The organism is Microbacterium phyllosphaerae (assembly GCF_017876435.1).
GTDB classification, from domain to species: Bacteria; Actinomycetota; Actinomycetes; order Actinomycetales; family Microbacteriaceae; genus Microbacterium; species Microbacterium phyllosphaerae.
Map to the genome: position 1 here is coordinate 1261260 of NZ_JAGIOA010000001.1, position 20727 is coordinate 1281986.

Consider the following 20727-nt stretch of genomic DNA (forward strand, 5'->3'; position numbering starts at 1 on the left):
GGAGGACCGATGACTTCCGAGAAGACCCTTCGCGCTGCCCTGGTGGGTACCGGATCCGTCGCGAACTCGCACGCCCGCGCAGTCGCCGCGTATCCGCGAGCCGAGCTCGTCGCCGTGGCCGACCTCAGCCTCGAGAAGGCCCAGGAGTTCGCCGGCCGATACGACATCGCCGCGGCCTACGGCGATCTCGAGGAGATGCTCGCCGCCGAGCACCCCGACGTGGTCCTCATCTGCACGCCTCCCGCACCGCACCGGGCGCAGTCGCTGGCCGCGTTCGCCGCGGAAGCCCACGTGATCGTCGAGAAGCCACCGGCACCCTCCCTCGATGAACTCGACGAGATGCGCGCGGGCGCTCTCGCGGCCGACAGGCAGCTCGCCGTCGTGTTCCAGCAGCGCACAGGCACGGCCGCCGCACACGTCCGGGGGCTGCTGCAGAGCGGCGCGCTCGGTCGTCCGCTGGTCGCGGTGTGCCAGACGCTGTGGTTCCGTGGCGCCGACTACTTCGCCGTCCCATGGCGGGGCAAGTGGGAGACCGAGGGTGGCGGCACGACGCTCGGCCATGGCATCCATCAGATCGACCTGCTCGCGCATCTGCTGGGCGACTGGTCGTCGGTGCAGGGCCGGCTCTGGCGGCTCGACCGCGAGACCGAGACCGAGGACGTCTCGACCGCCACGATCGTGTTCGAGCAGGGCGTGGTCGCGCAGGTCGTCACGAGCGCGGTGTCGCCTCGAGAGACGAGCTCGATCCGCATCGACACGCAGAAGGCCACGATCACCGTCGACCATGTCTACGGACACGGGCATGAGAACTGGCGGATCACCCCGGCCCCAGGGTTCGAGGCCGAGGCCGAGGGGTGGGTGTTCCCGGATGCCGAGGAGCGCAGCGACCACGAACCGCTGCTGCGCGACGTGTTCGACGCTCTGCTCGACGGCGGGTCCCTGCCGTCGACCGCGGATGCTCCCTCCCGATCGCTCGAGATCGTGGCGGGGATCTACGCGTCGGCCGCAGCTGACGGCGCGGTGATCACGCCCGAGCTGCTGGCCGCTCACCCGACGCATCGGGCAGGTTTCGCGAGCCCGGTCGCAGACCTGCGCCGATGATCGAGCTCTACCGCGACCCCGTCTACGACGGCGCGACGGATCCGCGTGTCGTGATCGACGCGGACGGCCTCTGGTGGATGTTCTACACGCAGCGACGGGCGAGCCTCGAGGACTCGGGCCCCGGTGTCTCGTGGATCCACGGCAGCAGGATCGGTGTCGCCACCTCCGCCGACGGCGTGGAGTGGACGTACGACGGGACTCTCGAGCCCGCCGCATCCGGCCTCGTCCTGGAGTCCGGGCCGCCGCCGGCCGAAGTCGACCGCACGCACTGGGCTCCCGAGGTCGTCTGGGACGGCGCGCGGTGGCGGATGTACCTGACCGAGATCGACGGCATCCCCGACCGGTGGCCCGGGTTCGTGCGCGAGATCGTCGAGTACGTCTCGGACGACCTTCGCCACTGGAGCCGTCGCGGCGCGCTGGCGCTGAGCAGCGACCGCGTGATCGACGCGGCCGTCGCTCGCACGCCTGACGGGCTCTGGCGGCTCTGGTACAAGGACGAGGCGGCGGACTCGGTCACGATGGTCGCGTCATCCGCCGACCTCGGTGAGTGGAGTCTCGACGGCGTGGCCGTCGGTGGGCGACCGCACGAGGGCCCGACCGTGTTCGAGCTCGGTGGCTTCTGGTGGATGATCGTCGACGAGTGGCGCGGCATGGGCGTGTATCGCTCGGATGATGGCATCGGCTGGGTGCGTCAGGGCGGAGAGGATGCTGTCATCCTCGCCGACCTTCCCGGCGGAGGGCACGGCAACCACGGCGCTCATGTGCGCGACGGTGATGAGCTGTGGTTCTACTTCTTCGGCACCGCCCATGACGCTCCCGTGCACGCGGCGACAGGGGAGCAGCGGCGCGCGGCGGTATATCGGTTGGGTCTCGACGTCGATGCCGGGAACCTGGTCGTGGAAGACTGGAAACCCGGACGGTAATCGATGTAATCCTGGTGAGAATTGCCGGTTGCGAAACGTTTCAATCTGGATTAGCGTGCAGGTAAGCGTTTTCCCCGCACTTCGGAGATCGCATCCCGCACCACATGGACACAGGCGTTCCGCGGCACTGCCGAACGAGGACGTTCACCAGAGAGGACAACGATGTTCAGCAAGAAGCGTCTGGCGGCCGCAGCGGCCGTCGCCACCAGCGCAGCGCTGGTGCTCGCCGGCTGCGCCGGCGGAACCCCCGAGGCAGGGGCCACCTACGACCCGGATGAGAAGGTCACGCTCGACCTCGCTTTCTGGGGCAACGACGTCCGCGCCGACCTGTACAACAAGGCGATCGAGGCGTTCAACGAGGAGTACCCGAACATCACGGTCAACGCGACCTTCCTCGGGTTCCCGGAGTTCTGGGAGAAGCGCCAGACCGAGGCCGCCGGTGGCGGACTCCCCGACGTGATGCAGTTCGACTACTCGTACCTGCGTCAGTACTCCGAGAACGGCCTGCTGCTCGACCTCGAGCCCTACCTCGGATCCGTCATCGAGACCGACCCGCTGCCCGAGAAGATCCTCGGCATCGGCGTCGTCGACGACACGACCTACGGCATCGCGACCTCCACCAACGCGTGGGGCATGTTCACGAACCCGGCGCTCCTCGAGACCGCGGGCGTCGAGGAGTTCGCCGGCGGCGACTGGGAAGACTACGACGAGTGGATCGGCGAGGTCACCGACGCCAGCGGCGGCGCGTTCTGGGGCGGGTCGGACTGGACCGGCCGCATCCAGAACTTCGAGATCCAGCTGCGCAGCGAGGGCAAGAACCTGTTCGACGAGGACGGCACCCCCGGCTTCGACGAAGACCGTCTGAAGGAGTTCTGGGAGTCCGGCGACGACATCCGCGACGGTGCTGTGGTTCCACAGCAGACGGTCGAGGAGCTCAACCCGCTCAGTGCCTTCGATGCGGCGAAGAACGCCAGCGAGCTGACCTGGGACAATTTCGGTGCCGGCTACCTCGCCAACCTCGGCGAGAACTACACCGAGCTCGGCCTCGTGGCTCCTCCCGTCACCAAGGACGGCGCGAAGGACCTCTACCTGAAGCCGTCGATGCTCCACACGATCTCTGCCAAGACCAAGCACCCGGAGGCGGCGGCGACGCTCGTCAACTTCCTGGTCAACTCGCCCGAGTCCGGTGAGATCTTCGGCACGAACCGTGGTCTCCCGGCATCCGAGACCGCTCTTGAGGCGGCCGACCTCGACCCGATGAGCCAGCTCGTCAAGGACTACGAGGACTCCATCGCCGACCGTCTCGGCGACGCCCCGCCCGTGCCGATCGTCGGCTACGGCACCCTCGAGGAGAAGTTCCGCGTGCTGGGCACCGAGCTGAACTTCGGCACGACGACGGTCGACGAGGCCGTGAAGCAGTTCTTCTCCGAGATGGACGTCGTCCTCAACCAGTGATTCCGTCGGTGGGCCGGGCGATGTCCGCCCGGCCCACCGCACCCCACCCACTTCGGAAGGAGCTGTCATGAGCACGACGGCGACCAGGACGATCGTCACGGGCAAGAAGTCCGGGCGAGGGCGGGCGCTGCGCAGCGGCCGCCGCCCCGAGAACGAGCCCGCACGGCCCGGCCAGCGCGCGCGTCTGCGTCGCGAGACCGCGACCGGCTATGCGTTCCTCACCCCATGGCTGATCGGCTTCTTCGGGCTGACCGGCGTGCCGATGGTGTACTCCCTGTACCTGTCCTTCACGAAGTACAACATCTTCCAGCCGCCCAAGTGGATCGGCCTGGACAACTACATCCGTCTCTTCACGAGCGATCCGAACTTCATCCAGTCGGCGCAGATCACCCTGGTCTACGTGTTCATCGGCACCCCGATCACCCTCGCCGCGGCGCTCGCGGTCGCGATGCTCCTGAACTACCGCGACAAGGGTGCGGGCTTCTTCCGCTCGGCGTTCTACGCCCCGTCGCTCATCGGCGGTTCGGTCTCGGTCGCGATCGTGTGGCGAGCGATGTTCTCCACCGACGGCCCGGTCGACAGCGGCCTGCAGATCTTCGGCGTCGACCTCGGAGGGTGGATCGGAAACCCGAGCCTCGTGCTCCCGATGATGATCCTGCTCGCGGTGTGGCAGTTCGGCGCCACGATGGTGATCTTCCTCGCCGGTCTCAAGCAGATCCCCAAGGAGCTGTATGAGGCGGCCGAGATGGACGGCGCGAACGCCTACCGCCGGTTCCGCGCGGTGACCATCCCCATGCTCTCGCCGGTGATGTTCTTCAACCTGCTGCTCGGTCTGATCGGCGCCTTCCAGGTGTTCGCCTCGGCGTACATCATCTCGAACGGCACCGGCGGTCCCGCCGGCATGACGAACTTCATCACCGTGTACCTGTACAAGCGCGGATTCTCCGACGGACAGATGGGCTACGCCGCGGCGATCGCCTGGGTACTGCTGGTCGTCGTCGCGATCATCGCCTTCATCCTCTTCCGCACCCAGAGGTCGTGGGTGCACTACTCGGGAGACGACAAATGAGCATCACCACCCCCACCACCGAGGCCGTCGTCACTGCATCCGCCTCCACGCCTCGGCGCAGGATCAAGCGCAAGACCTGGCAGACCGTCATCTGGTTCATCGGTCTGATCGTGCTCACCGCAGTGGTCCTCTATCCGCTGCTATGGCTGTTCCTGTCGACGTTCAAGCCGAACTCCGAGTTCGGTCAGAACCCCGGTCTGTTCCCGCAGGCGCCGACCGTCGAGAACTACGGCAAGGTGATGGAGGGCATCGCCGGAGTGCCGATGTGGCGCTTCTTCCTGAACTCGCTGATCCTCGCGGTCTCCGCGGTCGTCGGCACGGTGCTCTCGTCGGCGCTCGCGGCGTACGCGTTCGCCCGCGTGCAGTTCAAGGGTCTGGGTGTGCTGTTCGCCGCGATGATCGGCACGCTGCTGCTGCCGTTCCACGTCGTGATCATCCCGCAGTACATCATCTTCAATCAGCTCGGCTGGGTCGACACGTTCATCCCGCTGATCCTGCCGAAGTTCCTCGCCACCGAGGCGTTCTTCGTCTTCCTGCTCGTGCAGTTCATCCGTCAGATGCCGCGCGACATGGACGAGGCGGCCCGCATCGACGGTGCGGGGCATCTGCGGATCTTCTGGTCGATCATCCTCCCGCTCATCAAGCCGGCGCTGATCACCTGCGCGATCTTCTCGTTCATCTGGGCGTGGAACGACTTCCTCGGCCCGCTGCTCTACCTGACGAGCCCCGAGAACTACCCGCTGCCGATCGCGCTGCGTCTCTACAACGACCAGACCTCGTCGTCCGACTACGGCGCGACGGTCACGGCCTCGTTCGTCGCGCTGCTGCCGGTGCTGCTGTTCTTCGTGGTCTTCCAGCGCTTCCTCGTCGACGGTGTCGCCACCCAGGGACTGAAGGGTTAGTCATGTCGGTGATCAGCGCAGACCGTCGGGCCCACCGGGCGGCGAAGCGTGAGGCGCGCTCCGGCGCCGGCCCCACGGTCGCCGGCGTCGAACCCGGGGTGAACCCCGGCGCGACGGCGAAGTTCGGTCTGTTCGGCGAGGTGCTCACGGTCGGGCTGCTCATGACGATCATCGCCCTGGGCGTCGTCACCCTGCCGATCGCGCTGGCCGCCGGCATCCGTCATCTGCGGCGCTTCGTCGCGGCCGAGGACTCGCGCACCGCGCTGTTCTGGGAGGACGTGCGCGCCGGCATCCTGCCGTCGCTCGCCGTCGGTGTGCCGGCTGCGCTGATCGCGACGGTGCTCACGATCGACGTCGTGCTCGCGGGGTCGGGTGCGCTGCCCGGTGGTGAGGCCATCGCGGTCGTCGGCTGGGCGGGGCTGCTCGCTCTCGCCGTCGCCGTGCTGCTCGCCGCAGGTGCCTGGTCGCCGACGCTCGGATGGAAGGACGCCGTGCGTGCGGTGCCCGGAGCCATCAGGGCGGATGCCGCCGGCGCCGCGTACATCGCGGCCGCCGCGGTCTTCACCGGAGTCGTGACCTGGGCGCTCGCGCCCCTGTTCATCGCCGGAATCGGGTGCGCGGCGCTCGCCGTGGTCGCCGTGCCCGCGCGTCGCAGGCGTGGAGAGAACCGCGCGGGATGAGAAGGTAGTCGTTGGCGCACGCGCGGACGGACGGAGGCACGCCATGGCGGTAGGGGTGAAAGACGTCGCGGCTGCGGCCGGCGTCTCGGTCGGCACCGTCTCGAACGTGCTCAACCAGCCGGAACGCGTCTCGGCCAAGACGGTCGAGCGCGTGCAGCGGGTCATCCAGGAGCTCGGCTTCGTGCGCAACGACGCGGCCAGGCAGCTGCGAGCAGGCCGCAGCCGCAGCATCGGACTCGTCGTGCCCGACATCGGAAACCCGTTCTTCGCCGAGGTGGTGCGCGGGGCGGAAGACAGAGCAGCGGATGCCGGCATGACCGTGTTGCTCGGCAACAGCGACGAGCGGGATGAGCGCCAGCTGGCGCATCTCGAGCTGTTCCAGGAGCAGCGGGTGAACGGCGTGCTGCTGACGCCCGCCTCCGACGACCTCTCGGCCGTGCACCGCTTCGCCGCGGGTGGCATGCCGGTGATCCTCGTCGACCGCGAGGTGGAGGAGGGGCTTCTTCCATCGGTCTCGGTCGACGACGTCGAGGGCGGCCGACTCGCCGCCGAGCACCTGCTCGCATCCGGACGACGCCGACTGGCGTTCGTCGGTGGACCGCAGTCGGTGCACCAGGTCGCGGATCGTCTTCGCGGTGTGCAGGCGGCCGTCGCCGCGCACCCCGAGGTGACGCTCGAGGTCTTCGAGCAGACTGCCCTCACGGTCCTTCAGGGGAGGGCTGCGGGTGAGGCCATCGCGGCACGGCCCGCTGACGCGCGACCGGACGCCGTCTTCGCCGCGAACGACCTCCTGGCCGTCGGACTTCTCCAGGCATTCAGCTTCGGCTCCGCGATCCGCGTGCCCGACGACATCGCCATGGTCGGCTATGACGACATCGACTTCGCCTCGGCGACCGTCGTGCCGTTGAGCTCGGTGAGGCAGCCGGCTCGGCTGCTCGGCTGGACCGGGGTGGATCTGCTGCTCAAGGAGCTCGACGGCGTCGAACACGACCGGCGCGTGCGATTCCAGCCCGAGCTCGTCGTGCGGGAGTCCAGCTCCGGCGGAGCCTGAGGTCGGATTCGTGACTGCCGGTTCACGATTCGTTCCAGCCACGGGAACCCGTTATGCTTGCAAGGTGCATCCGCTCTTCACGAGTCGGATGCCTGGAGACGTCGCATAGTCCGGCCGAGTGCACCACCCTGCTAAGGTGGAGTCCCCTCACGGGGACCAGGGGTTCAAATCCCCTCGTCTCCGCAGTATGAATCCCTGCTCCGGCAGGGATTTTCTGCGTTCAGGAGGTGATCCGGATCTCCTGCGCGGTGAGGGCATCCGCAAGGTACGACGCCGTCGTGCTGTCGCTCGCCGAGGCGACGGCCCGAGGAGTTCCCTCGGCCACGACAGCACCGCCGAGGTCTCCGGCTCCGGGCCCCATGTCGATCACCCAGTCGGCCTGCGCGACGACGCGCATGTCGTGCTCGACCATCACGACCGTGTTGCCGGCATCGACCAGGTGCTGAAGGTGGACGAGCAGCCGATCGGTGTCGGACGGATGCAGCCCGGAGGTGGGCTCGTCGAGCAGATAGAGGGTGTCTCCGTGCTGCGCACGCCGGAGCTCTGACGCCAGCTTCACGCGCTGCGCCTCGCCGCCGGAGAGCTCCGTCGCCGACTGGCCCAGCGGCAGGTACCCGAGTCCCACGTCGAGCAGGGCGTCGAGGTGTCGCGCGACGTCGGCGTCGTCGTCGAACAGAACACGCGCGTCGTTCACGCTCAGGGCGAGGACCTCGGCGATCGTGTGCCCGTGGAGTTCGATCTCGAGGGTCTCCGGGTTGTAGCGCGTGCCGCCGCACGTGCTGCACGGGGCATGGACGGTGGGGAGGAAGAGCAGCTCCACCTCGACCGTGCCCTCGCCCTTGCAGGTGGGGCATCGTCCGCTCGGGAGGTTGAACGAGAACCGGCTCGCGGCGTAGCGCCGCCGGCGCGCCTCCGGAGTCGCGGCGAACAGAGCGCGCACGCGGTCGAAGAGCCCCGTGTACGTCGCCACGTTCGATCGTGACGTGCGACCGATCGGCTTCTGACTGACCTGCACGACGCGACGCACCCGGCCGGCGGGGCCGGACGCACGCCCCGTCGTCTCGCTCGTCGGCGAGGTGAACAGTGGGTCCGCTGTCGTGCTCTGCGCGCCTTCCGACGCGTCGACCGACGCGCTGTCCACCTCGCTGGACAGGCTCCTCTGCAGCAGGTCGGGAAGGGCCTGGGTGACGAGAGACGACTTGCCCGAGCCTGAGACACCTGTGACGGCGGTGAGGCAGCCGAGGGGGATCGACACCGACACGCTACGGAGGTTGTTGCGCGAGACATCGGTGAGTACGAGCTCGCCATCCGGCTCGCGAGCGGCAGGCTTCGGTGTCGCCGGCTGCTCGGTGCGCGGGTCGTCGGCGAACAGGTATCGCCGTGTCTGGGAGCGTTCGGCTTCTCGGAGCCCGTCGATCGGCCCGGAGTAGACGATCTCGCCCCCGGTCGCTCCCGCACCGGGGCCGATGTCGACGATCCAGTCCGCATGCCGGATCACGTCGAGGGAGTGCTCGACGAAGAACACCGTGTTGCCCGAGTCTCTGAGCGAGCGGAGGATGCGCACGAGCGCTTCGCCGTCGGCGGGATGCAGCCCGGCAGACGGCTCGTCGAGCACGAACATGACCCCGAACAGCTGCGAGAGCACCTGGGTGGCGAGCCGCATGCGCTGCAGTTCGCCTGAGGAGAGCGTGGGCGTCGAACGGTCGAGCGAGAGGTAGCCCAGACCGAGCTCGACGATGGGCGAGACCCGATCGCGCAGCTCGTCGACCAGCCGGTGCGCCGCGAGGCGCTTCTCGGGTGAGAGCGCCTCGCCAGCAGGCCCGCCGGCACTCGACTGGTCGCCGGACGGGTCGAGGGCTGTCTCGAGCAGAGTCGCGAGATCGGCGAGCGGCAGCCCGGCCATCTCTGTGATGTCGAGACCCGCAAACGTCACGGCGAGAGCCTCGGGCTTCAGCCGCCGTCCATTGCACATCGGACACCGGACGCTGACCATGAAGCTCGCCGCCTTCTCGCGCATCTTCGCGCTCTTCGAGTGGGCGAAGGTGTTGAGCACGTACCGCTTCACGCCGACGAACGTGCTCATGTATGACGGCTCGATCCCGGCCGCGACGGCCTTGCGCACCTGCGCCGGACCACGGTCGGTGAACACCGGAACCTGAGGGGATTCCTCGGTGTACAGCACCCACTCACGCTGCTCCTCGGGCAGATCGCGCCAGGGGATGTCGATGTCGTAACCGAGAGAGATCAGGCTGTCGATGAGCTGTTTGCCGTGCCATGCCCTCGGCCAGGCGTCGAGAGCACGGTCGCGGATCGTCAGCGACTCGTCGGGGACCATGAGGTGCAGAGGTACGTCGTAGACCTGCCCGATCCCGTGGCACCGAGGGCACGCGCCCTGGACGGTGTTCGCCGAGAAGTCCTCGGCGAACAGCGGTTCCGCCCCCGGCGGGTACGTCCCGACGCGCGAGAACAGCATGCGCACGACGTTGCCGATCGACGTGGCGCTGCCGACGGTCGACCGAGCACTGCCGGCGGTGCGCTGCTGGGGGAGGGCGACCGCAGGCGGCAGCCCCGCGATGGCATCGACGTCGGGGATGTCGACCTGGCTCATCAGGCGCCGCGCATAGGGCGCGACCGACTCGAAGTATCGACGCTGGGCCTCGGCGTACAGGGTGCCGAACGCGAGGGAACTCTTGCCCGAGCCCGAGACGCCCGTGAACGCGACGAGGGCGTCGCGGGGGATCCCGACGCTCACGTCGCGAAGATTGTGCACACGTGCGCCGGTCACGACGATGGCGTTCGACGTGCCCGAGAGCTTCGACGGTGGGGTCCCGCCCATCATGGACCTCTTCTCGTTTCCCGCGGACCGCGGGGTGGATGCGACGATCGCCGACACTGCGCCACGCTACCCGGCCCGTCGGACTTCGTCGGAGTCCTTGACAGCGGGCTGTCCGACCCGACGATCTCGGCCCGGCGCCGTGACGATCGCAGATCGCGACGCGTGGCCGTCTAGGTCGTGGCAAGCGTTATCCTGAAGCCCTTCCCCCGTCTCGCACTTAGGAGCATCCTCCATGCCCATCGCCGCTGATGACCCCCGCCTGACGCAGGCCTACGACGCCGCATCCACCCGCTACACCGACGTCCCGTTCCAACGCGCCGGGGCGAGCGGCGTGCAGCTGCCCAAGGTCTCGTTGGGGCTGTGGCAGAACTTCGGTCGCGACCGCACCTTCGACAGCCAGCGTGAGATCGTGCTGCACGCCTTCGACCGCGGCGTCGTGCACATCGACCTCGCCAACAACTACGGCCCGCCCTACGGTTCGGCCGAGTCGACGTTCGGAGCGGTGCTCGACAGCGGCCTGGCGCGCTACCGCGACGAGCTGTTCGTGACGACCAAGGCCGGATACGACATGTGGCCGGGGCCGTTCGGTGACGGCGGATCCCGCAAGTACCTCACGCGCTCGCTCGAGCAGAGCCTCACGCGCATGAACACCGACTACGTCGACGTGTTCTACTCCCACCGCCCCGACCCCGAGACGCCTCTCGAAGAGACGGTCACGGCACTCGCCGACATCGTGCGCAGCGGCAAGGCGCTGTACGTCGGCATCTCGAACTACCCGGCTGAGCTCGCCCGTCGGGCATACGAGCTTCTCGCCGAGCAGGGAGTGAAGCTGCTGCTGCACCAGCCCCGTTACTCGCTGTTCGACCGCACGCCCGAGGCCGAGCTGTTCCCGGCGCTGCGTGAGCTGCAGGTCGGCAGCGCGGTGTTCTCGCCGCTCGCGCAGGGCCTCCTCACGGCGAAGTACATCGACGGCGACGTGCCTGCCGACTCGCGCGCGGCCAACAGCCACTTCCTCAACGGATCGGCGCTCACCGACAGCTACCTCGAGCGCATCCGCGGTATCGACCGCGTCGCGAAGGAGGCGGGCCTCTCGATCCCGCAGCTCGCCGTCGCGTGGGTGCTGCGCGACCCGGTGGTGACGACCGCGATCATCGGCGCATCGCGCACCGGTCAGATCGATGACGCCGTCGCCGCGAGCCAGGTCGTGCTCTCGGTCGACGTCATCTCCGCCCTCGAGGAGTTCGCGGCCACGCCCGGCGCGACCGTCGTCTGATCGGCATCCGCGCGTCGGATGCCGCGGCGAGTCCTGCCGCACGCTCGTCTCGTCAGAGCGTGCGGCAGGACTTTTCTGCGGGCTTCGCGTAATGAATCGGGGCGTTGCCGCGTCTGGTTATCGGGGCACCTGACTTCAGGGAGCACCCGGAACCGACCTGGGGAGTACCGATGACAGTCGCAGACGCCGAGTTACGTGCGCGCCAGTGGATTCACCGCAGCCCGCTTCCGCTGCCCGAGCTGGCTTTCCACCACATCCTCGCGGCGATCCTCCGAGGCGAGTACTCGCCGGGCGACAGGCTCAACACGGCGCGCTTCGCCGAGGAGCTTCACATGTCGCTGAACCCGATCCGCGAAGCGATCATCCGGCTTCGCGACATCGGACTGGTGGAGGTCACTCCCGCCCGCTACACGAAGGTCGCGGACTTCACCGCGGACGAGTCGCGCGCGGCCATCGGTTACGCGGGCGTGCTGGCCGGCACGGCGCTGAAGGCGATCCTGCCGACGATCTCATCAGAAGGGCTGTCGGATCTCGTGGCCTGTGCCGAGGAGATCGGCGAGGCTGACGGGGTCGATGGCCGTAACGCCGCGGTGATCGCTTTTCTCACCGCCGTGGCCGACCTCATGGAGCATCCGCGGCGGGCCATCCACCTCGTCGAGACGACGATCCTGGCCCAGTGCGCGCTGCAGTTCGGCGAGGTCGCAGGCCGAGACGAGTCGACGCCGGCGCCGTTCCGCGCGGCCGAAGCCGTCGGGCACGCGATGCGGGCAGCGGATCCGGACCTCACCGAGGCGGCCGTTCGCACGCTCTTCGAGCATCTCGCGGAGTCCTCGGCTGCTGTCTCGAGATCAGCTCCGTCCCGTCTTCGGGATGTGGAGCCCGCCGCCTGACGCCTCGATAGAGTCGCATGCATGACTGCGACGAAGGTGTTGTTCATCGGTGGGACCGGAATCATCTCCTCGGCGGCGAGTGCGCTCGCCGCATCTCGGGGGATGGAGGTCACGCTGTTGAATCGAGGGCAGTCGCGCCGTGAGCCCGCCCCGGGCGTCGAGGTGCTGACGGCGGATGTGTCGGATGCCGCGGCGGTCGACGCTGCTCTCGCCGGTCGTGAGTTCGATGTGGTCGCCGACATGATCGCCTTCACCCCCGAGCAGGTGCAGCGCGACATCGACCGGTTCGAGGGACGCACGGGTCAGTACGTCTTCATCAGCTCGGCATCCGCGTATCAGAAGCCGGTCGCGCGCCTGCCGATCACCGAGTCCACGCCGCTGCGCAACCCGCACTGGCAGTACTCGCGCGACAAGATCGCCTGCGAAGACCTGCTCTCCGCCGCGTATCGTGAGCGCGGGTTCCCGGTCACGGTGCTGCGTCCTTCGCACACATACGACAGATGGACGATCCCGGCCTTCGGCGGGTGGACGGCGATCGACCGCATCCGCCGCGGTGAGGAGATCATCGTGCACGGCGACGGCACCTCGCTGTGGACGCTCACGCATTCGAGCGACTTCGCGGTGGGCTTCGCCGGACTCCTCGGCAACCCCCTGGCATACGGTGACACCTTCCAGATCACCAGCGACTTCGTCTACACCTGGAACGAGATCTACTCGATCCTCGGACGAGCGGCGGGCGCCGAGCCGAAGATCCGATACGCGACGAGCGCGGCGATCGAGGCTGCCGCGCCCGAGCGCGCCGGTCAGCTCACCGGCGACATGGCGCACTCGGTCATCTTCGACAACACGAAGATCCGTCGAGTCGTGCCCGACTTCAACCCGGTCGTCCCCCTGCACACCGCGGCGCGGGAGATCATCGACTGGCACGATGCGCACCCCGAGCTGCAGCGCGTAGACCCCGCCATGGACGCGCTGTTCGACCGCCTGCTCGCCTGACGGCGCTGCTCAGGCGGCGGACATCACCGCGAGCACGCCGGCACCGAGCGCCGTGTCGGATGCTGCAGGTACGGTCGCGTCCATGGGTATCGCCGACTGGTGGGAGGGCGTCGTTCTCTGGTGAACGGCGACGGTTGGCGCTGGATCAGCGAATGGATGAAGAGCCCCGGTTTCGCCGGCTTCGCGGCCGTCATCGCTGCCACGCTTGCGTTCGCCGGCGCCAGGCATCAGGCACGTTTGAACGCATGGTGGCAGCGCATCGAATGGGCATTGAATCTCTACACCGGGTCGAACAGTTCACAGCGGGAGCGAATCACCGGCTTGGCCGCCATCGCAGCGCTGCAGCAGAGCCGACTGGCCCGCAGGGGCGAACAGGAACTGGTCAGACGGATCGTCGACGCGAACACTTTGGACCTGTTCGGGGATGGTGCCGAAAGCGACGATCTGGGAGATATCGGCGCAGTGGCGGGCACATCGACAGAATCTGGAGATCGCTGCCTGGATGAGTCATACTCGGATCAAGAAGCGAAGGAGGAGACGGATGACGAAAAGTGAGTTCGAAAAGCGAGCTGGACGGCCGGTTCCCTCTGAGGTCGAGCGACAGCTTGCTGCCACGATTCGAATGCGTGCAGACAAACGACTCAAGGCCGAGACGCCGGACTGGATCCGCAAACTCGCCCAGGCATCCTGACTGCCCAGAAGGCCCCGGTCCCGAAGATGGTGGGAAGGGCCTTCCGCTCTTTTGGTCTGCTCAGGCGGCGGACATCACCGCGAGCACATTGCCCGCAGGGTCGGTGAACCACGCGATGTCGGGTCCTCGATCCGGCCCGCCGCGGAGGATCCCCTTCTCGTCGGTGGCGAACTCCGAGTCGTCGTAGATCTTCGTCACGACGCCGCGTCCGTTGAGCTCGTCGACGGCTGCGTCGATGTCGTCGACGGGGAAGTTCAGGATCGTGAAGCTCGCCGGGGTGTGGTTCGGCTTGGCGTAGACGAGGATCGATCCGCCGTCGGGCAGATGGATGTCGAGGAAGCCCATGGCATTGGTCGTGACGTCGAACCCGAGGGTGTCGCCGTAGAAGGAGCGGGCCGCGTCGATGTCGTCGACGCTGAATCCGCTGAACGCGTGCGTGGTCTGAAAGGCGGTCATGCGTTCAGCATGCGCCGCTCGTCGCGCGGTGTCCAGACCCTATGGGTGCACCTGATTGACGAGGTCGTCTCCGGCGGCGAGCCGGGTGACGTTCTGGTCGACCAACTGTGCGGCGCCGACGGGGCGGTTGCCGGCGATGTGCGGCGTGATCAGCAGGTTCGGCGCATCCCACAGCGGATCGGATGCCGGAAGCGGCTCGGACTCTGTGACGTCGATCGCGGCCGCCCGCAGCCGCCCCGAGGCCAGTGCGTCGATCAGCGCGCCCTCGTCGACCGTCGCACCGCGGCCGACGTTCACGAACGCAGCGCCGGGCTTGAGCGCGCCGAAGACCTCAGCATCGAACAGGTCGGTGGTCTCGGCCGTCGCGGGGAGGATCGACACGAGCACATCGGTCTTCGCGAGGATCGCCGAGGCATCGGCATCCGCGTGCACCGGGTAGCCCGACCGGGTGCCTGCCGTGCGGGCGATGCCCTGGACATCGGCGCCCAGGGCCGTGAGGAACGGCGCGAGCGTCGAGGCGATCGAGCCGAAGCCCCAGATCGTCACCCGCGCGCCGGCGAGCGTGTATGAACGCTGCGTGTCGGGCGCGCTCTGCGCGTCGTTGAAGTCGTCGTCCCAGCGGTGGTCGCGCTGCGCGTCGTGCAGACGGTCGAGACGCCGCACCGCGCTCAGGATCAGCGCCAGCGCGTGCTCCGCGACCGGTCCGTCGTGCAGCGAGCGACCCGAGCAGATCCGCACCTCGTCACCGAACCCGGCGCTCAGAACCGCATCGGCACCCGAGGCGAGCGCCTGCACGAGCCTGAGTTTCGGCAGCGCGCGGGCAGCATCCTGCAGCCAGGCCGACGAGTTGTGCCAGACGACCAGCACCCCGGCGTCGCGGTGCTCGGCGGGGATCGCGGCATCGATGTCGTAGACGACGGTCTCGACGTCGGCGGTGACCGGCAGGTCGATGGTGTTCGGGATCAGGATCTTCATGGGGACTCCGCTTTCACGCTGGTCGTTGAGGGGATTCGGTCGACTCACGCCACACGATCGTGAGCAGGCCGTCGGGTTTCCGGGGTGGCTCGCTGCCCCGCACGGCGGCGATGAGCCGCTGCATCGAGTACGCACCGAGGCGTTCGCGGTCCTGCACGACGCTCGTGAGCGACGGGACGAGGAACGCGCTCTGGTGGTGGTCGTCCCACCCTGTCACGGCGACCTCCTGCGGGAGCCTCCATCCGCGGCGCGTGGCGGCTCGGATGGCGCCCGTGGCGATGACATCGTTCGCGGCGATCACGGCGAGCGGGGGAGTGTCGTCGGGCAGTGCGTCGATGGCATCCTCTCCCGCCTTCCCGCTCCAGTCGCCGCCGGTCACGCCGAGGGACTCGAGTCCGAGTCGATCGATCGTCGCGAGGTAGGCGTCTCTGCGGGCTCGGGCAGAGGGGAAGTCCTCAGCGCCGGCGAGGTGGATGAAGCGCCGGTGCCCCTGGGCGGCGAGCCGCTCGATCATCTCGACGATTGGGCGCGAGTCGGTGAACTCGCCTGTCATGTGCATGGCGTCGTCGAACTCGCCCACCGAGAGCACGATCGGCCCGCCGCCCGTCGTGTCGGTGAAGGGCAGTGGGGTGAAGCCGAGCACGCCCTCGTACTGCCCCGAGTCGACGACCTCGGCCAGACGCTCGACGCGTTCTGCCGCGTCGTCGGGCAGGGTCACCACTTCGACGACGTACCCCTCGTCGCGGGCAGCGGCGATCGCGCCCGACAGCAGAGTGAGCGGATTCATCGTGGTGATCGGCACGACGACAGCGAGGCGACCGGTGCGTTGCGTGCGCATCGATCGTGCGGCGAGGTTGGGCCGGTAGTTGAGCTCGGATGCCGCGCGCAGGACTTTCTCACGCGTCGCTTCCGAGATCCCGGCGCGGCCGGTGAAGACGAACGACACGGTGGACTGCGACACCCCGGCCAGATGGGCGACGTCATGGCTCGTCGGGCGCTTCTCCATGGCATCCATCCTCTCGGGGGTTGACGTGGCCGGTGTCTCCCTCGATAGTATCTACTACGTCTTAGTAATACGTAGTAACACCTCATCGAGGAGGCAGAAGATGCTCAGGGTCGGAATCATCGGCACCGGCGGGATCGCCGACGCGCACATCAACGGATACCTCGCCTTCCCGGGCGAGTGCGAGATCGTCGCGCTGGCCGACGTGGTCGCCGGCAAGGCGGCGCAGAAGGCTGAGACCTTCGAGCTCGCAGCCGCGGCATTCGATGACCCGCTCGCCATGATCGCCTCGGGTCTGGTCGACCTCGTGAGCGTCGCCACCCCGCCCTCGACGCACGCGGCCCTCGCGATCGCCGCCCTCGACGCCGGCATCGACGTGCTGGTCGAGAAGCCCATGGCCCCGTCGCTCGAAGAGTGCGATGCGATGCTCGCGGCGCAGGAGCGCTCGGGACGAGTGCTCTCGGTCGTCGCGCAGAACCGGTTCCGCGACGACCTCGCAACCCTGAAGGACGTCGTCGATTCGGGGCTGCTCGGGTCGATCTCGCACGTCCGCGTCGATTCGGCGTGGTGGCGGGGGCTGCCCTACTACGACCTGTGGTGGCGAGGGACATGGGAGAAAGAGGGCGGGGGATGCACTCTCAACCACGCCATCCACCACATCGACCTGCTGCTGTGGCTGCTCGGCAGTCCCACCGAGATCACCGCGATGCTGGCCAACGCGCAGCACGACAACGCCGAGGTGGAAGACCTCTCGGTCGCTGTGTTCCGCTACGACCGGGGCCTCGCGCAGCTGACCAGCTCGGTCGTGCACCACGGACAGGAGCAGGCGATCGTGATCCAGGGCGCGAATGCTCGGGTCTCGCAGCCGTTCTCGGTCGTCGCAGAGCGCGCTCGCGCCGACGGCTTTCCGGAGCAGGGTGGCGATCCTGAGGTGGTGGCGCGCATCGAGGCGCTCGTCGCCGACCGCACTCCTCTTGCTCATCTCGGGCACGAGGGGCAGATCGGCGACCTGCTCGGCGCGATCCGCGACGGCAGGTCGCCCATCGCCGGCGGGCACGACGGACGCAACGCGGTCGAGGTCGTCACGGCCATCTACAAAGCCGGGTTCGAGAGGCAGTTCGTCTCCCTCCCGATCTCGGCGTCCGACCCGTACTACCGGGCCGGCCAGCTCGTGGCGAACGCACCGCACTTCTTCGAGAAGAAGGCCTCACTGATCGAGGCGGCATCGTGACCGCATCCTCGTTCCCCGGCGGCACCTCGCTGTCTCATCTCGACGTCTACACGGATGCCGCACCCGACGGCATCTGCGGAGGCAGCCCCCACATGCACCTCGTCTCGACCGAGGCGTACGTGGTGATCTCGGGGGAGGGCGCGCTGCAGACCATCGATGGCGACGGCTTCCGAGAGACGCCGTTGTCGGCGGGAGCGGTCGTCTGGTTCACCCCCGGCACCATCCACCGTGCGGTGAACCGCGGCGACCTGCGCGTCGTCGTGTTGATGAGCAATGCCGGGCTGCCCGAGGCGGGCGATGCCGTGATGACCTTCCCTGCAGAGATCGTGGCCGCCCCGGATGCCTATGCGGCAGCGGCGTCACTCGGAGCCGAAGACGGGCGCGCAGAGCGAGCATCCGCACGCCGCGATCTCGCCGTGACCGGGTTCGAGACTCTGCGTGATGCGGTCGTCGCCGGCGACCGTGCCGCGCTCGACGCCTTCCGCGCTGCGGCCGGTGCGCTCGTGCGTGATCGTGCCGAAGCCTGGGGCGATCTCGTGCGAGAGCGTCCGCTCGCCCAGGCCGAGCAGTCGCTCGCGCTCGCCGAAGCGGTGGCATCCGGTTCTGTGACGCACCTCGCCGGCGCCCGGGTCCACCAGGCCCTACCCTCGGTGGGGGAGCGCGGATTCGGCATGTGCGGACGCCTGCGAACCTATGACGTGACCGACGAGGAGACTGACCGATGACCCGCACGTACACCTTCGATCCGCTGCCCGAACCGGTCGTCGGCCCCGGCGAGTTCGTCTTCGCAGCCGTGGGGCTGGCGCACGGACACATCCACGGGATGGTCGAGCAGCTCATCGACGCCGGCGCGACCCTCTCGCTCGTCTTCGACGACGATCCCGCGAAGGTCGCGGACTTCGTCGCACGGTTCCCGCAGGCCCGCCCGGCCGCGAGCGAGCAGGAGGTGCTCGACGACCCCGAGGTGCAGCTCGTCGCGAGTGCATCGATCGCGAATCAGCGAGCGCCGCTCGGGGTGCGCGTGCTCGATGCGGGCAAGGATTTCTTCGCCGACAAGCCGGCGATCACGACGATCGACGACCTCACGGCTGCTCGTGACGCCGTCGAGCGCACCGGCCGCAAATTCGCCGTGTACTACGGCGAGCGGGTGCACTCCGAGGCGGCGATCCTCGCGGGCCAGCTGATCGAGCAGGGTGCGATCGGCACCGTTCTGCAGGTGGCCTCTTTCGGGCCGCACCGCATCGGCACCGGGCGCCCCGACTGGTTCTACGATCCCCAACAGTACGGCGGCATCATCTGCGACATCGGCAGCCACAACTTCGAGCAGATGCTCTATTACACCGGCGCGACCGACGGAGAGATCGTCAGTTCGACGGTCGCCAACTACGCGCACCCCGAGACTCCCGGGCTGCAGGACTTCGGAGATGCGCACGTGGTGCTCGACAACGGCACCACCGGATATGTGCGAGTGGACTGGTTCACCCCGGCGGGGCTCGACGTGTTCGGCGACGGCCGCACCGTGCTGCTCGGCACCGACGGCTACATCGAACTGCGCAAGTACGTCGACATCACGACCGACACCGGGGGAGGGCAGGTGCTGCTCGTCAATCAGGACGGTCAGTTCCGGTTCGATGCGACCGGTCAGACGGGGTATCCCTTCTTCGGGCAGCTGATCCGAGACTGCCTCGATCGCACCGAGAACGCGATGACCCAGGCGCACGCTTTCACGGCGGCGGAGCTCAGCATCATCGCACAGCGCGATGCGCGGGTGCTCGCCGGCTGACGGCATCCGCCTTCACCTGCTCGGGAGGAGAACGACGCTTCGGGAGGACGGATGCTGTGCATCGCTCCTCCCGAAGCGCAGTCCTCCTCCCGAGCGGGTGTCTGCCGCGCGACGAGCCGGTCAGCCGACGAGCTGGGTCGCCTGACGCGCGGCGCCGAGGGCCACGTACTCGCCGGGCTCCGGGACCTCGACCGTGAGACCGAGGATCTCCGGTGCGATCCGACGTACGGCTTCCGATTGCGCGCCGCCGCCGATCAGCAGGGCGCGCTCGAGCGGGATGCCGAGGTCGCGGAGCGCGTCGAGTCCGGCGCCGAGGCCCCGCAGCATCCCCTCGACGGCGGCGCGGGCGAGGTTCTCCCTGGTCGTCGACGCGAGTGTCATGCCCGTGAGGGATGCCGTGGCATCCGGCAGATTGGGCGTGCGCTCGCCCTCGAAGTAGGGGAGCAGCGTCAGCCCGTCAGCACCGGGAGTCGACCGCAGGGCGAGAGCGCTGAACTCATCGTGCGTGACCCCGAGCAGCGCAGCCGTGACGTCGACCACTCGAGCCGCGTTGAGCGTCGCGACCAGCGGAAGAAAGTTGCCCGAGGCGTCGGCGAAGCCGGCCACGGTTCCGGTCGGGTCTGCGATCGCCGTCGTGCTGACGGCGCACACGGTTCCCGATGTGCCGATCGACACGACGACGTCGCCCGGCACGGCTCCGAGTCCCAGGGCTGCTGCCGCGTTGTCGCCCGCTCCCGTGCCGACGCGTCGCCCGGCCGCATCCGTCACCGCCTCGTCGTGCGCGAGCACGCGGGGGAGGACGGCGTCGTGGCCCAGGGCGGCGGCCAGGAGCTCACGGTCGTACTCTCCGGTCGCGGGATTCCAGTATCCGGTTCCCGACGCATCCGACCGGTCCGTGACCAGCTCGTCGAGGGCGGGATTCTCGGGTCCGAAGCCGCGCAGCCGCCAGGTCAGCCAGTCGTGCGGCAGCGCCACCGCGGCGACCCGCGCGGCATTCTCGGGCTCGTGGTCGCGAAGCCAGCGCAGCTTCGTGATCGTGAAGGATGCCACGGGCACGAGCCCCGTGCGGGCAGCCAGCTCCTCGGCACCGAATTCGTCGATCAGATCCTGCGCCGCTCCGGCCGACCGGGTGTCGTTCCACAGCAGAGCGTCGCGGATCACGGCGCCCGTCTCGTCGAGTGCGACGAGGCCGTGCTGCTGACCGCCGATCGACCACGCCGCGATGTCGTCGAGCGACCCTGCCTCAGCGATCGCCGCGCTCAGCGCGCGCCACCAGGACTCGGGGTCGACGGACGTCCCGTCGGGATGCGACGCGCGGCCGGAGCGGACGACCGCTCCGGTCGACGTGTCGACGACCACGACCTTGCAGGACTGGGTCGACGAGTCGACCCCGAGAACCAGCGGCATGACGA

19 protein-coding genes and 1 tRNA gene are annotated in these 20727 nt (G+C 68.4%); 15 read left to right on the top strand and 5 right to left on the bottom strand.

The window, feature by feature from the left end:
• The first annotated feature begins 9 nt into the window (after positions 1 to 9).
• The 8 genes from JOF42_RS05875 to JOF42_RS05910 all read left to right on the top strand — a co-directional run bounded on the left by JOF42_RS05875 (position 10) and on the right by JOF42_RS05910 (position 7364).
• Positions 10 to 1101 (top strand): Gfo/Idh/MocA family protein, encoded by a 1092-nt coding sequence (locus JOF42_RS05875; RefSeq protein WP_210097006.1) that lies wholly within the window; start codon positions 10 to 12, stop codon positions 1099 to 1101.
• Positions 1098 to 2024, top strand: a complete 927-nt coding sequence (locus tag JOF42_RS05880) for a glycoside hydrolase family protein (protein ID WP_210097007.1) — start codon at positions 1098 to 1100, stop codon at positions 2022 to 2024. Before JOF42_RS05875 ends, JOF42_RS05880 begins: the two co-directional genes overlap by 4 nt.
• A 162-nt stretch (positions 2025 to 2186) precedes the next feature.
• Positions 2187 to 3479, top strand: a complete 1293-nt coding sequence (locus JOF42_RS05885) for an ABC transporter substrate-binding protein (protein WP_210097008.1) — start codon at positions 2187 to 2189, stop codon at positions 3477 to 3479.
• A 67-nt stretch (positions 3480 to 3546) separates the two neighbouring features.
• The gene (locus JOF42_RS05890; protein WP_210097009.1) at positions 3547 to 4548 is read left to right on the top strand and encodes a carbohydrate ABC transporter permease; all 1002 of its coding nucleotides are present in this window, start codon (positions 3547 to 3549) and stop codon (positions 4546 to 4548) included.
• Positions 4545 to 5450 (top strand): carbohydrate ABC transporter permease, encoded by a 906-nt coding sequence (locus JOF42_RS05895; RefSeq protein WP_210097010.1) that lies wholly within the window; start codon positions 4545 to 4547, stop codon positions 5448 to 5450. Before JOF42_RS05890 ends, JOF42_RS05895 begins: the two co-directional genes overlap by 4 nt.
• Before the next feature lie 2 nt (positions 5451 to 5452).
• Entirely contained in the window at positions 5453 to 6130 is a 678-nt protein-coding gene (locus JOF42_RS05900; protein ID WP_210097011.1) for a hypothetical protein, read from the top strand.
• Between the two features lie 43 nt (positions 6131 to 6173).
• Positions 6174 to 7181: a LacI family DNA-binding transcriptional regulator gene (locus tag JOF42_RS05905; RefSeq protein WP_210097012.1), complete on the top strand. Its 1008-nt coding sequence runs from the start codon at positions 6174 to 6176 to the stop codon at positions 7179 to 7181.
• Between the two features lie 94 nt (positions 7182 to 7275).
• Positions 7276 to 7364 (top strand) — tRNA-Ser (locus JOF42_RS05910).
• A gap of 37 nt (positions 7365 to 7401) precedes the next feature.
• On the opposite strand, the gene JOF42_RS05915 is transcribed toward JOF42_RS05910, so the two are convergent.
• Positions 7402 to 10020, bottom strand: a complete 2619-nt coding sequence (locus JOF42_RS05915) for an excinuclease ABC subunit UvrA (protein ID WP_210099096.1) — start codon at positions 10018 to 10020, stop codon at positions 7402 to 7404.
• Positions 10021 to 10249: 229 nt separating this feature from the next.
• Here JOF42_RS05915 and JOF42_RS05920 point away from each other — a divergent pair, with 229 nt between their 5' ends.
• From JOF42_RS05920 to JOF42_RS05935, 4 genes are all read left to right on the top strand, one after another.
• Positions 10250 to 11290, top strand: coding sequence for an aldo/keto reductase (locus JOF42_RS05920; RefSeq protein ID WP_210097013.1), 1041 nt, complete (start codon positions 10250 to 10252; stop codon positions 11288 to 11290).
• Positions 11291 to 11460: 170 nt separating this feature from the next.
• On the top strand, positions 11461 to 12180 hold the full coding sequence (locus JOF42_RS05925) for a GntR family transcriptional regulator (RefSeq protein WP_210097014.1): 720 nt from the start codon (positions 11461 to 11463) through the stop codon (positions 12178 to 12180).
• 21 nt (positions 12181 to 12201) lie between these two features.
• On the top strand, positions 12202 to 13176 hold the full coding sequence (locus JOF42_RS05930) for an NAD-dependent epimerase/dehydratase family protein (RefSeq protein WP_210097015.1): 975 nt from the start codon (positions 12202 to 12204) through the stop codon (positions 13174 to 13176).
• 120 nt (positions 13177 to 13296) lie between these two features.
• Positions 13297 to 13731 carry a hypothetical protein gene (locus JOF42_RS05935; protein WP_210097016.1) on the top strand — a complete coding sequence of 145 codons (435 nt, stop codon included), beginning with the start codon at positions 13297 to 13299 and terminating at the stop codon, positions 13729 to 13731.
• A 196-nt stretch (positions 13732 to 13927) separates the two neighbouring features.
• Here the strand turns inward: JOF42_RS05935 and JOF42_RS05940 are convergent, their stop codons facing one another.
• Genes JOF42_RS05940 through JOF42_RS05950 form a run of 3 tightly spaced genes read right to left on the bottom strand, consistent with a single transcriptional unit; the run spans position 13928 to position 16304 of the window.
• Entirely contained in the window at positions 13928 to 14323 is a 396-nt protein-coding gene (locus JOF42_RS05940) for a VOC family protein (protein ID WP_210097017.1), read from the bottom strand.
• Positions 14324 to 14362: 39 nt separating this feature from the next.
• Positions 14363 to 15298, bottom strand: a complete 936-nt coding sequence (locus JOF42_RS05945; RefSeq protein ID WP_210097018.1) for an NAD(P)-dependent oxidoreductase — start codon at positions 15296 to 15298, stop codon at positions 14363 to 14365.
• Positions 15299 to 15311: 13 nt separating this feature from the next.
• Positions 15312 to 16304 (bottom strand): LacI family DNA-binding transcriptional regulator, encoded by a 993-nt coding sequence (locus JOF42_RS05950; RefSeq protein WP_210097019.1) that lies wholly within the window; start codon positions 16302 to 16304, stop codon positions 15312 to 15314.
• 100 nt (positions 16305 to 16404) lie between these two features.
• Between JOF42_RS05950 and JOF42_RS05955 the strand changes: the two genes are divergently transcribed.
• Genes JOF42_RS05955 through JOF42_RS05965 form a run of 3 tightly spaced genes read left to right on the top strand, consistent with a single transcriptional unit; the run spans position 16405 to position 19315 of the window.
• Positions 16405 to 17532, top strand: coding sequence for a Gfo/Idh/MocA family protein (locus JOF42_RS05955; RefSeq protein ID WP_210097020.1), 1128 nt, complete (start codon positions 16405 to 16407; stop codon positions 17530 to 17532).
• Positions 17529 to 18257 carry a cupin domain-containing protein gene (locus tag JOF42_RS05960; RefSeq protein ID WP_210097021.1) on the top strand — a complete coding sequence of 243 codons (729 nt, stop codon included), beginning with the start codon at positions 17529 to 17531 and terminating at the stop codon, positions 18255 to 18257. Before JOF42_RS05955 ends, JOF42_RS05960 begins: the two co-directional genes overlap by 4 nt.
• Complete coding sequence (locus tag JOF42_RS05965) at positions 18254 to 19315, top strand: Gfo/Idh/MocA family protein (RefSeq protein WP_210097022.1); 1062 nt, start codon at positions 18254 to 18256, stop codon at positions 19313 to 19315. The genes JOF42_RS05960 and JOF42_RS05965 overlap by 4 nt, the downstream gene beginning before the upstream one ends.
• Positions 19316 to 19435: 120 nt before the next feature.
• Here JOF42_RS05965 and xylB read toward each other — a convergent pair whose 3' ends face one another.
• Complete coding sequence (gene xylB / locus JOF42_RS05970; protein WP_210097023.1) at positions 19436 to 20722, bottom strand: xylulokinase; 1287 nt, start codon at positions 20720 to 20722, stop codon at positions 19436 to 19438.
• Positions 20723 to 20727 lie beyond the last annotated feature (5 nt).

Excerpts from the sequence above, each read along its gene's own strand:
- JOF42_RS05875 (WP_210097006.1), top strand. The coding sequence starts at position 10 with ATGACTTCCGAGAAGACCCTTCGCGCTGCCCTGGTGGGTACCGGATCC.
- JOF42_RS05945 (WP_210097018.1), bottom strand. The coding sequence starts at position 15,298 with ATGAAGATCCTGATCCCGAACACCATCGACCTGCCGGTCACCGCCGAC.
- xylB (WP_210097023.1), bottom strand. The coding sequence starts at position 20,722 with ATGCCGCTGGTTCTCGGGGTCGACTCGTCGACCCAGTCCTGCAAGGTC.
- JOF42_RS05890 (WP_210097009.1), top strand. The coding sequence starts at position 3,547 with ATGAGCACGACGGCGACCAGGACGATCGTCACGGGCAAGAAGTCCGGG.
- JOF42_RS05950 (WP_210097019.1), bottom strand. The coding sequence starts at position 16,304 with ATGGAGAAGCGCCCGACGAGCCATGACGTCGCCCATCTGGCCGGGGTG.
- JOF42_RS05900 (WP_210097011.1), top strand. The coding sequence starts at position 5,453 with ATGTCGGTGATCAGCGCAGACCGTCGGGCCCACCGGGCGGCGAAGCGT.
- JOF42_RS05965 (WP_210097022.1), top strand. The coding sequence starts at position 18,254 with ATGACCCGCACGTACACCTTCGATCCGCTGCCCGAACCGGTCGTCGGC.
- JOF42_RS05905 (WP_210097012.1), top strand. The coding sequence starts at position 6,174 with ATGGCGGTAGGGGTGAAAGACGTCGCGGCTGCGGCCGGCGTCTCGGTC.
- JOF42_RS05885 (WP_210097008.1), top strand. The coding sequence starts at position 2,187 with ATGTTCAGCAAGAAGCGTCTGGCGGCCGCAGCGGCCGTCGCCACCAGC.
- JOF42_RS05930 (WP_210097015.1), top strand. The coding sequence starts at position 12,202 with ATGACTGCGACGAAGGTGTTGTTCATCGGTGGGACCGGAATCATCTCC.
- JOF42_RS05920 (WP_210097013.1), top strand. The coding sequence starts at position 10,250 with ATGCCCATCGCCGCTGATGACCCCCGCCTGACGCAGGCCTACGACGCC.
- JOF42_RS05880 (WP_210097007.1), top strand. The coding sequence starts at position 1,098 with ATGATCGAGCTCTACCGCGACCCCGTCTACGACGGCGCGACGGATCCG.
- JOF42_RS05955 (WP_210097020.1), top strand. The coding sequence starts at position 16,405 with ATGCTCAGGGTCGGAATCATCGGCACCGGCGGGATCGCCGACGCGCAC.
- JOF42_RS05915 (WP_210099096.1), bottom strand. The coding sequence starts at position 10,020 with ATGATGGGCGGGACCCCACCGTCGAAGCTCTCGGGCACGTCGAACGCC.
- JOF42_RS05895 (WP_210097010.1), top strand. The coding sequence starts at position 4,545 with ATGAGCATCACCACCCCCACCACCGAGGCCGTCGTCACTGCATCCGCC.
- JOF42_RS05940 (WP_210097017.1), bottom strand. The coding sequence starts at position 14,323 with ATGACCGCCTTTCAGACCACGCACGCGTTCAGCGGATTCAGCGTCGAC.
- JOF42_RS05925 (WP_210097014.1), top strand. The coding sequence starts at position 11,461 with ATGACAGTCGCAGACGCCGAGTTACGTGCGCGCCAGTGGATTCACCGC.